The organism is Pseudoalteromonas sp. P1-30, assembly GCF_001400005.1.
Taxonomy (GTDB): domain Bacteria; phylum Pseudomonadota; class Gammaproteobacteria; order Enterobacterales; family Alteromonadaceae; genus Pseudoalteromonas; species Pseudoalteromonas atlantica.
The window spans coordinates 446,184-457,573 of the sequence record NZ_LKBC01000002.1; the positions used below are offsets into that span (position 1 = coordinate 446,184).

At 41.2% G+C, this 11,390-nt stretch carries 8 protein-coding genes; 6 read left to right on the forward strand and 2 right to left on the reverse strand.

Features of this window, described 5'->3' with window-relative positions:
* Positions 1–37 precede the first annotated feature (37 nt).
* The 3 genes from AN395_RS05540 to AN395_RS05550 all read left to right on the forward strand — a co-directional run bounded on the left by AN395_RS05540 (position 38) and on the right by AN395_RS05550 (position 3,808).
* Entirely contained in the window at positions 38–529 is a 492-nt protein-coding gene (locus AN395_RS05540) for a GNAT family N-acetyltransferase (protein ID WP_054982328.1), read from the forward strand.
* 110 nt (positions 530–639) lie between these two features.
* On the forward strand, positions 640–2,631 hold the full coding sequence (locus AN395_RS05545) for an ATP-binding protein (RefSeq protein ID WP_054982329.1): 1,992 nt from the start codon (positions 640–642) through the stop codon (positions 2,629–2,631).
* A 49-nt stretch (positions 2,632–2,680) separates the two neighbouring features.
* Positions 2,681–3,808 (forward strand): PleD family two-component system response regulator, encoded by a 1,128-nt coding sequence (locus tag AN395_RS05550; protein ID WP_024033288.1) that lies wholly within the window; start codon positions 2,681–2,683, stop codon positions 3,806–3,808.
* Between the two features lie 30 nt (positions 3,809–3,838).
* On the opposite strand, the gene queG is transcribed toward AN395_RS05550, so the two are convergent.
* Entirely contained in the window at positions 3,839–4,972 is a 1,134-nt protein-coding gene (gene queG / locus AN395_RS05555) for a tRNA epoxyqueuosine(34) reductase QueG (protein ID WP_054982668.1), read from the reverse strand.
* Between the two features lie 117 nt (positions 4,973–5,089).
* Positions 5,090–6,307, reverse strand: a complete 1,218-nt coding sequence (locus AN395_RS05560; protein ID WP_054982669.1) for a methyl-accepting chemotaxis protein — start codon at positions 6,305–6,307, stop codon at positions 5,090–5,092.
* 519 nt (positions 6,308–6,826) lie between these two features.
* Between AN395_RS05560 and AN395_RS05565 the strand changes: the two genes are divergently transcribed.
* The 3 genes from AN395_RS05565 to AN395_RS05575 all read left to right on the forward strand — a co-directional run bounded on the left by AN395_RS05565 (position 6,827) and on the right by AN395_RS05575 (position 11,372).
* Positions 6,827–9,100, forward strand: coding sequence for a TonB-dependent receptor domain-containing protein (locus AN395_RS05565; RefSeq protein WP_054982330.1), 2,274 nt, complete (start codon positions 6,827–6,829; stop codon positions 9,098–9,100).
* 86 nt (positions 9,101–9,186) lie between these two features.
* Positions 9,187–10,314, forward strand: a complete 1,128-nt coding sequence (locus AN395_RS05570; protein WP_054982331.1) for an alkaline phosphatase family protein — start codon at positions 9,187–9,189, stop codon at positions 10,312–10,314.
* Positions 10,311–11,372 carry an alkaline phosphatase D family protein gene (locus AN395_RS05575; protein ID WP_054982332.1) on the forward strand — a complete coding sequence of 354 codons (1,062 nt, stop codon included), beginning with the start codon at positions 10,311–10,313 and terminating at the stop codon, positions 11,370–11,372. The genes AN395_RS05570 and AN395_RS05575 overlap by 4 nt, the downstream gene beginning before the upstream one ends.
* Positions 11,373–11,390 lie beyond the last annotated feature (18 nt).

An 11,390-nucleotide genomic window follows, 5' to 3' on the forward strand; every position in this document is an offset into this window, starting at 1 on the left:
TAATATGCACAAAAGTGATCAACAATATTAAGCTGTTATGACTACACGTTTAGCCACTATAGAAGATTTACCTGCCATTGTCGCAATATACAATGAAACGATCGCCTCGCGTATGGTGACCGCCGATACCGAAGAAGTATCGGTACAGAGCAAACGTGAGTGGTTTAATAGCCACACCGATAAGCGGCCTATTTATGTTTATTGCGAAAATGACCAAGTACTTGCCTGGCTAAGTTATAAATCGTTTTATGGGCGCCCCGCATACGATGGCACCGTCGAAATGAGCATTTATATTACCAAAGCGGCGCAAGGTAAAGGGCTTGGCAAAAAGCTGATGGAGTTTGCCCAAATAGAGGCTAAACAGCTCAGAATTGATGTATTGCTTGGTTTTATATTTAGCCACAACTTACCAAGTATTAAGTTATTCAAGCACTTTGGTTTTAGCGTATGGGGTGAGTTGCCTAATATCGCGGTAATGGATAACACACGCTACAGTTTAACAATATTTGGTAAGCATCTACCAAAATAGTTGTGGAGCTTATCGGTAAAAAAATCAAAATTAAGTCTAACAACCTATACCAACTAAGAAATTATAGGCTACGCTATTAACATATAAAGTGTTTACGATAGTGTGGCTTAATGAGTCGAAAAATTTTAATTGTAGATAGCAGCAGTGTTATCGCAATGAGAGTGAAAGTTTTACTAGAATTAATAGGTTGTGAGGCTGAGCTCGTTCATTACTCTATGATTGATTTATACTCTAACACCAGCCAGTATGACTTGGTAATTGGTGCTTACGGAGTGCCGTGTGAAGTAATAAAGTCGTTAGCTCAAAAAATCTCACAAGACCGCTGTGTATTACTTGCCCCTAAAGCCGAAAGCGGTGAGCAACTTAGCGCCTTTAGCGAGCTTAATAAGCTAGTCCCAGATGCAACGGTTATTTATCCGTTTTTTTCAAATAAAGAAATTACCTCATTACTCGAAAACCTCTTAGAGCTTGGCTCTAGCCACGTTTTAAAACTCCCCACTATTTTACTTGTTGATCATATGCCTGAGCGCCTTGAAAAAATGAAAAGTAATTTAGTCGGGGCGCATATCAAAACGCTAACCGCAACCAGCGCAACCGAAGCGGTGGCAGTGGCTAATGAAAACAGTATAGATATTTTAATTAGCGATTTTAGCTTTGAAGATGGCACCGGTTTAAATATTTTTTCTGCTATTAAAATGTCTCAGCCAGATTGCCGATGCTTATTGTTTACCGCACGCCCTGAGCAAGTTTCAATGATTGAGGCAATTCGTAAAGGGGTCGAAGATGTTTTAATAAAGCCTCTAACCGATAGCGTACTGCTGCAATCGGTACATAAATTGTGGCAAACAGAGCTTTTAAAACGCCGTAACGCTGAGCTAGTTGAGCGTTTACAAGATACCGTTGATGCATTAATCGAAAAAGACAGCCTACTACAAGTTATTTATAAAAATACCCCTGACGCCATTATGCTATTTGAGCGCAGCGGCAAAGTAATAGAAGCAAACGATGCCTGCTTAAGGCTGTTTAAGCTACCCTTTGACAAACTCGCGGGCTTTTCTGTATTTGAATTTTTAGATGAGGAATCAAGTGCTGAAATAAAAAATAAAATCAGCACACTCAATCGTAACCGCCAATTTAGTAGCGACCTACGTTTGCAAAAAACAGACGGCGGGTATATTCCGCTGGTTGGTTCGTTTAACGAAATAGACCACCATGGCGAAATTGCGTTAGCGGTTATATTTAAAAATGTAACTCACTTAAAGCAAAAAGAAGAATTACTCCTTGAAGCCAAAGACTTACTTGAGGAGCAAGTGCGAGCTCGTACTTCGCAGCTAGAGCATGCTAAAAATGTGGCCGAAGCTGCCAATTTAAGCAAATCGGAATTTTTGGCTAACATGTCGCACGAGTTACGCACCCCTATGCACTCTATATTAAGCTTTTCACGATTTGGTTTGAGTAAGTTAGAAGCGGGCGATTTTGCTAAAGATAAACTCTTAAAATATTTATCCCGTATTGAAAGCAGCGGCGAGCGTTTACTGTCGTTATTAAACAACTTACTTGATTTATCTAAATTGGATGTAGGGAAATTTCCATTTAACCCACGTCCATACAATATAGAAAGCATTATAAAAACCAGTATTGATGATGTCTCTGGTACGGCTATGGAAAAAGAAATTGAAATTGTTTTTTCAAAACCCGGGCCAGTGGTTGTGCAGTGTGATGAAGAGCAAATTAATCAGCTATTGCGCAATGTTTTAGGTAACGCACTTAAATTTAGCGAACCTAAAAGTCGTATTAAAGTGAACTTAATGGCTGATCAAGATAGCGCCATTATTGATGTAGTAGACAATGGAATAGGTATACCTGAGGATGAATTAGAGCACGTGTTTACTAAATTTGTACAAAGCAGCAAAACGAACAGTGGCGCTGGTGGTACTGGTTTAGGGCTTGCGCTTTGTAGAGAGTTTGTAGCGCTTCATCAAGGCGAAATTACGGCAAGTAATAATAGCGATGGTGGTGCAACAATTAGGATTCAGGTACCCCTAGAAATAGATTTAGATGAGCATTTAGCCGATGATAAGCTAGCAGTGCAAGATAGCTAATTATATGTGTAATTAATGTTTAAATAATATTTAATTGGATGATGAAAATATGGCCTTAACTAAAATTCTTGCTGTAGATGATGAACCTTTCAACCTTGAAATTATTGAAGAAATTTTAGAAGATCTTGATTTCGAATTACAAGTTGCCACAAGCGGCCCTGAGTGTTTAGCCATGGTTGAAGGCTATATGCCCCAAGTTATTTTACTTGATGTAAGTATGCCGCAAATGAATGGCTACGAAGTGTGTAAAGCATTAAAGGCGAATCCGAATACCGCGCATATAATTGTTATGTTTGTTTCCGCTAGAGGAACGGTTGAAGAGCGTATGGAAGGTTACTCAGTCGGTGCTGAGGATTACATTGTAAAACCGTTTGGGCATGATGAGCTTAAATCAAAACTTAAAAACTTAAACCAAGTATTAATAGAAAAACAAAGCCTTGAAAAACAAGTAGAAGATGCAACATCTACGGCATTTAACGCTATGGCAAACAGTAGCGAAATGGGACAAATAGTTAACTATATTGAAAATATTGGTTTTATTAATAATCCGCAAGATTTAGGTAAAGCCTTAATAGACTGCTTACAAACGTTTGACCTACAAAGTAATGTTGAATTTAGACATGGTGATACAATAGAGCACTTTGCCCTTAATGGAGTGTGTTCGCCGATTGTAATTGAGCTGTTTGATATGCTTAAAAACAAAGGTCGCTTACATGAGTTTTCTCACCGAATATTAGTTAACTACGAGATGATTAGCTTGTTAATTCTGAACATGCCAGATCACGACCCAGATAAACACGGGCGTATTCGTGACCACGTTTGTTTTATTGTCAGTGTGACTGAACAGCAGTTACGTGCAATTATGACCAAGCAAATGCTTGAGTCGCAGCAGCAAAAGCTAAATGATGTAGCCAGCACAGTGCATAGTAAGTTTCATGGCTTAATTGGGTTACTAAACGAAAACCGCGAAAGTAACGAAAAAGTATTCAAGCAATTACAAGAAGACCTTGAAGTACGCATACCCACAATGGGGTTAGATGAAGACCAAGAGGTGTTTATTTATAAAAAAGTGGACGAAACTATTCAAAATTCAATTGCCAGAGAAGAGTCGGTTAAACAAGTTAAAGCCGCCTTTGCTGAAATTGAACAAGATTTATCTTTGTTACTTAAAAAATAAACCTTTCACAATAAGGCTCACCTGAGTGATTTACGCATCACGAGGTAAGCCTTTTTCGACAATTCTAATTAGGCGCTGTGTTTTACGAAGTTGTTCTCGTTGTTTATTATTTTGTTGCTCAAGCGCCCACTCTATATGCTCTTTTACTAGCTGCGAGCTAGACTCATGTTTGCTTTCTAAAGCGTTAATAATGCTAGGGCTAAAATCGGCATTGCCTAAACCCACCGCTAAATTACGCAACCAACGTTCGTGTCCAATACGGCGAATAGGGCTGCCTTCGGTATTTTTTAAAAAAGTAGGTTCGTCCCAGTCAAATAGCTCAAGTAAGTCTTTGTTTTTTAATTGCGTACGGGGATGGAAGTCTTGCTCATCGGTAATTTGACCATAACGGTTCCATGGGCAAACCAATTGGCAATCGTCGCAGCCATAAACTCGGTTCCCCAATAATGCACGGTATTGCTCAGGTATAGGGCCTTGGTGCTCAATGGTTAAGTACGAAATACATTTGCGTGCATCTACCACATACGGCTCTACAATTGCGCCTGTTGGGCAAAGCGTAATGCAAGCTACACATTTTCCGCAGCCTTCAAACGTGTTTTCATTATCTATTGGCAGGGGTAAATCAACAAAAAGCTCACCTAAAAAAAACCACGACCCAGCTTCTTGGTTTATTAATAAAGAGTGTTTACCTCGCCAGCCCAATCCCGCTTTTTCAGCAAGCTGGCGCTCAAGCACAGGCGCAGAGTCTACAAATGGCCTAAAACCGTAATCGCCAATTTCTTGCTCTATTTTTTGGCCCAGCTTTTTTAGTCGGTTGCGCATTAATTTGTGATAGTCACGCCCTAATGCGTAGCGGCTAATATAGGCTTTTTCGGTGTTTTTTAGTGTTTTGGCAAAACTAGCATCAGGGGGCAGGTAGTTCATTTTTACCGAAATAACCCGCTGGGTGCCAGGGACTAGTTCAGCAGGGCGTGCGCGTTTCATGCCGTGGGCTGCCATATAATCCATAGAGCCATGGTAGCCCGCATCTAACCAGCGCTGTAATTGTGCTTCGTGTTTAGATAGGTCTATATCGGTAATACCTACCTCACTAAAGCCGAGTTCTTGGCCCCAGGCTTTAATATTTTTGGCTAGCTGTTGATAGTTAGGGGTTGAGTTACTCACACACATTACACACTTAAATAATTAGCTGCGTAATTTACCATATTTATAAAGCGCTGTTGAATGTTGCCAGTTAAAATATTAAGGCAATATACCGCTCGGCTTTTGTTTTGTAATTGCTTATTGCACAAAACGCTTTAATTGCTGTTGTGTTTGTTGGCTAAGTGCATGTGATTGCTGGCTATTACTTAGTGCATGATCAATAGCGCTTTTAGCTTGCTCGCCTAAGGTAACAATTTGCTCTACCGATTGGTGAGTGTGCTGCTGCGCTTGCTCTAGCGTATGCACCGCATCCGCTATTTGCTGTAGCTGCTGTTGGTTTTGTTCAAACTCACCTAGCATTGTTTTAAACCCTTCAGAGGTATTACTAATGGCGCTTTGTGCGGTACTTGAGTGGCTAATTAACTGCTCACTTTCTTGATTGGTTTCGTTAACCAGCTCATTCATTTGGTTAATAAAGTCGCTTATTTGTCGGGTTGCACCACTTACTTTTACCGATAATGTACGTACTTCATCAGCAACAACAGCAAATCCTCTGCCAGCTTCACCAGCGCGTGCCGCTTCAATGGCAGCGTTTAGTGCCAGTAAATTAGTTTGATCCGAAAACTCCTCAACCATTTTTAAAATGCTGCGAATGTTTTCGCTGTTTTCTTTAAGGCCAGACACCGTTTTAGAAAATCTTTGCAGCAAGGTACCAATAAGCGACACCTTATCGACTAAGCTTGCAAGCTCTTGCGACGAAAGCTTAACAAAGTCTAAGTGCTCGCTGTTTACGCTATGCACGCTGTCGGTATTGCTCACTATGCCCTCTAAGCTTTGCACTATTTGGTTACTCGCATTAATAATATTGTGGCTTAGCTGAGTTTGCTGCTCACTTAACTGCTGCGTATTTTGCATAGCGGTATTTACATCAACATTACTTTGCTCACTGGCTTTAGCGCTGGCGTGAGTTGTACTTAGTAAATCACTTAAGTGGTTAGTAAATAAGTTATATTGCGTACTTAGTTCTTTAAATTCGTCAAAAGAAAATTGCGGTAAGTTGGCGGCTAAATTAGCCTCTTGCTGGTTTATGTTTACTAAAGTGTCGCACATAGCTTTTACAGGGCGCACTATTAAATAGCGCATATAAAAAATAGTAAAGGCAAAGCCCGCTACAATAACCAAGGTTAACAACCAAAATGCGCTAGTACTGTGCTGCTCGCTTAAGCTTTGATATAACCAAAATAAGGTAATGGCCTGAAACAAAAAAACAAAGCTTAAATTACCCACTATTTTACGCGTAAGCGTATAAAAAAATGTTCGCTCAATATAATTATAAAATTGCATTACACCACTCATTTTTTGCTTACCCATCTAGGGCGTGTTGACCTTTGATGGTTGAATTTGCAGCAGTATGTTTGGCTTTTAGGCAAGGCAGAGCCTATGAAGTGTGGTTATTCCCCATAAATAGGCGATAACGCTGCATAAATGCCAAACATGCGCTGCCCTTTGGGTTCTGCCTAAGGGCGATAAACTCTTTGTTGCCTACATGGATGTAGGTAAGGGGCGTGAGCAGGACGCGGAAGCTTTACTCGGTTTTTACTTAGCCCACTAGGTTACAAACCTCGTGCCGCGATTTAATCGCCCCTAGATTGAACAATTTCAATCCGCAAAGATCAACACGCCCTAGTATTTATATATAAATCAGCCTAGGTTTTTGTACTTAGGCTGACTTACAAATGACATAACAAAGCCATAAAAACCCCACATTTTTTTAACACCCCTGTAAATAAACTTCATTTTTGTTGTCATAATTCGAAATCATACTGTGCCCGCTTTCATAATTACTTTAGATAATTAAAACCAAACGGGATCACAATGTACGCTTTAACTAATAAATCGATTTTGAGCATGGCAATTGCTATGGCTGTATCAACGTCAGCTTATGCAAATGACAACGAAATAGAAGAAATAACCGTTACTGCAAAACCAACCAGTTACGCAAATAATGTGATTGAGCCTGCAATGCTTGATCAACAAACAACGGTTTCGAGTGTGTTATCGGTTATCGATAACTTACCTGGCATTAGCATAAACGAAGGCGATGCATTTGGTGGCGATGACTGGTCTACCACAATCACTATGCGTGGTTTTAGTATTGACTCAAACCAACAGCAATTAGGGATGACCGTTGATGGTATTCCTAACGGTGGCTCAAACTATGGTGGTGGCGCTAAAGCAAACCGTTACCTAGACACTGAAAATTTAGCCACTGTAGAAGTAGGCCAAGGCACCTCAGATATTAAATCGGCATCGCTTGAGGCACTAGGCGGTACATTTAACTTTGTAAGTAAAGCGCCAAGTCTTGATAGCAGCACCACTTTTGCTTACACCTCGGGTAGTCACGATGCGACCCGCTTTTACGTTAAGCACGAAACGGGTACTTTATTTGATAATACACAAGCGTATGTAAGTTACTCACAAACTGATACTAGCCGCTGGATTGGCTCGGGTAGCAACGGCGGAAAAGATAACCAACACGCAGAGCTTAAATTTGTAACAACGCTTGCTGATTTAACAATTACAGGGCGTTTATCTTACGATGATGTAAGCGAGACTAACTACAACAGTGTAAGTCTTGCGCAATTTGAACAAACGCCAGAGTGGGATCAGCTAACGTGGAACTGGACAGGCGTTCCACATTACGACCAAATGTTTGCTGAGGGCTGGGGTACACTGCGTGAAAATACGTTAGCGTATTTAAAGTTTGAGTATGCGCTTTCGCCAACATCGCTTATTACAGTGAGCCCTTATTATCATAAAAACTCGGGCCGTGGCGATTGGATCCCACCGTATTTAACAACTCCAGTAGATGAAAACGGCAACCCAACCACAGAGGGTGGCACTAACGCAGGCTCTTACGGTTTTGTAGATAGCGCAGGTAACGCACTGGCACCAAACGAAGGGTGTACGGCAAGTTTAAGCTGGCCGTGGGAGTCGGGCCCTGGTTTAAACCCAGCATGTTACGATGATACGGCAATACCTGTAATGTCGTATCGTCATACGCATTACAAAAAAGACCGCTTAGGGGTTACTGCCAACTACCAAGCTACGTTTGGCATGCACGATATAGAAGCCGGTTTTTGGTATGAGCAAAGCGACCGTGACGAGTCTCGCGATTGGCACAAAGTAATTAATGCCAGCATTTACCACCACTTTGATAGCACGCCATACTGGACCCAGTATAAAAACACTTTTGAGACCGACACCCTTAAATGGTACGCGCAGGATTCAATGGCACTTGGCGATTTCACGCTTAACGTAGGTGTTAAAAAGTACCTTGTAGATATTGAAAAGTACGACCATTATCAAAATGCCACAACCGCTAAAGTTAATAGTGACTCTGATGTGCTATTTAGTGGTGGTATTTTGTATCAGCTAAATAACTCAACAGAGCTATTTACCAGCTACAGCGAAAACTTTGCTGCTATTAAAGACGGTGTGCTTGAGCGCGACAGCTCTGATTTATCGGCCATTGAAGCTGAAACCGCTGAAAACATCGATTTAGGTGTACGTTATCAAAATAACGCGCTAAACCTGACCGCAACAGCGTATTCAATTGAATTTGATAACCGTATTACGTTTATTGCCCCAGGTAGTGACACCGGCGGTATTGATTACACCATAGGTACAAATGGCTCTTACTTAAACGTAGGGGGTATTGAATCGCAAGGTTTAGAGCTGTCGGCAAGTTACATGCTAAGCCCACAATGGAGTGTATATAGCTCGTACACGAATAATGACTCAGAGTACAAAGGCGATGCACCCGGGTTTGAAGCCGGTGAAAAAGTAATAGACTCAGTAGATGACTTATTTGTGCTATCGACCGATTACTTTAGCGGTGATTTCCGCTTTGGTTTATCGGCTAAATACACCGGTGAGCGTGGCGAAGTTGATGGCTATACCGTGCTTGATTTAAACGCAGGTTACGCAACCGATATAAACGCAGGACCATTTAAAGCTATTGATGTTGCCTTTGTTGTTTATAACGTTACCGATAAAAGCTATTTAGCGGGTGGTACGGGTAATGGCAGCACTTACTTTATTGGTGCGCCACGTACAGCAGCACTGACGTTATCGGCTACGTTTTAATAGCCATAATGTACAGTAAATAATTAAAAGCCCATCTTTGATGGGCTTTTTGTTAAAGGTACACAGTTATTAGGTACACAGTTATTATGCACTCAATTATAAAAGCCACGGTATTTAGCATCACTGTATTAATCAGCAATACCGTAATCGCAGCGCAAAATGTAGTGCTAGTGACCCTTGATGGTGTGCGCTGGCAAGAGGTGTTTAGCGGGGCAGATAAAAACCTCATTAATAATGCCGATTTTGTTAAAAACCCAACGCAATTAAATAAGCGATTTTGGGCGCCTACCGCCAATAAGCGCCAGCAATTACTCATGCCATTTTTAACGCAACATGTGGCTAAAAAGGGCGTAATTGTAGGTAATAGAGCAAAAGGCTCTTATATGTCGGTGAGCAACCCTTGGTATTTTTCATACCCTGGGTATAACGAAATTCTCACCGGCGAAGTAGACGAAAAAATTAATAGCAACAATAAAGTATTAAACGCGAATAAAACCATTTTAGAGCGCCTAGATGAGCGTGCAGACTTTAAAGGTAAAACCGCTTTGTTTGGGAGTTGGGATGTATTTCCTTACATTGTGAATACACAGCGTAGTAACGTGTATGTGAATGCGGGTTTTATGCCCATAGAAAACGATTTATTTGCTGATGCTAAGCTTTTAAACGCATTGCAAAATGAAATTCCAAGCCCATGGGAAAACGTACGCTTAGACAGTTTTACTTACCGATTTGCCAAAGCGTATATGCTGGCAAAAACGCCGCGCTTATTAGTCATTAGCTTAGGTGAAACCGACGACTTTGCGCACGATGGCCATTACGACCAGTATTTAAAATCTGCAAGGCAAAGCGATGCGTTTTTAAAAGACTTATGGAACACAATTCAAACTACACCGGGCTATAAAAACAATACAACGCTTATTGTTACCACCGACCACGGCCGCGGGGGCAGTGCAAGTGACTGGCAACATCATAGCTCTAAACGTGCGTTGGCTGAGCTGCATTTAGCGGGTAATAAATTTCCTGAGGGCATTGTCGGCTCTGAGCATATTTGGCTTGCTGCCATTGGCCCTGCAATAAAAGGGCACGGCTTAATTAAAACACAAAATGAGCTTAAACAAGCGCAGGTTGCAGCCACTGTTTTAAGCGCATTGGGTATAAACCCTAAACACCTAAATTCAAACATGGCACCGCCAATAAGTGAGATTTTAAAATGAAGCAGTTAGTAAAACCTATTACACACGCCGTATTAGCATTAGGGTTAGCGTTTAGCGCAAATACTATGGCAGCCCCTTCAAAAATTTTATTTGGCTCGTGTGGGCATCAAGATAAAGACATCCCAATATTTGACACCATTAATAAAGAGCAGGGCGATTTATTTATATTTTTAGGTGACAATATTTACGGCGACACCAACGATATGACGGTACTTGCCAATAAATACCAAAAATTAGGTGCAAAACCAGGCTTTAAAACACTAAAAGCGAATACGCCAATCATAGCGATGTGGGACGATCACGACTTTGGTCAAAACGATATTGGTAAAGACTACCCACATAAAGAGCAGTCTCGCCAAATTATGCTCGATTTTTGGGGTGAGCCTAAAAGCTCACCCAGACGCACCCGCACGGACGGCATTTACACGTCGTATATGTATGGTGAAGATAAGCAAACCGTACACGTAATAATGCCCGATTTACGCTGGAACCGTGATGCACTTAACCACGTAAGCGAGCTTGAATATTACACTAAGCGTAAGCTTAATAACCAAGGCCCGTATAGCCCAACAGAAGTGAAAGGCGCCTCTATGCTAGGAGAGGCGCAGTGGCAATGGCTTGAGCAAGAGCTTAAAAAGCCTGCGGCTATAAAGCTAATTGCCTCAAGCTTGCAGCTATTACCCGATTTTACAGGGTGGGAGTCGTGGGCTAATTTCCCAGAGGATCGTAACCGTTTATTTGCGTTAATTAAAAAACATCAAGTGAATGGGGTTATTATCATCAGTGGCGATACGCACTGGGGCGAAATATCAAAGTATCAACAAAACCTTGATTACCCTTTAATAGAAATGACCAGCTCAGGCCTCACTGAAAAGTGGAAAGACGTAAGCCCAAATAAACACCGTGTAGGTGATTACACCCACAATGTGAATTACGGCGATTTAAGCATAGATTGGCAACAAGCAGATCCGGCCATCTCACTTAAGCTTAAAGGGATAGATGGTAAAGTGATTATGCAAAGCGCATTTAGCTTATCAAGCATTAGCCCTTATAAATAAAATGACCTGATCAATAAA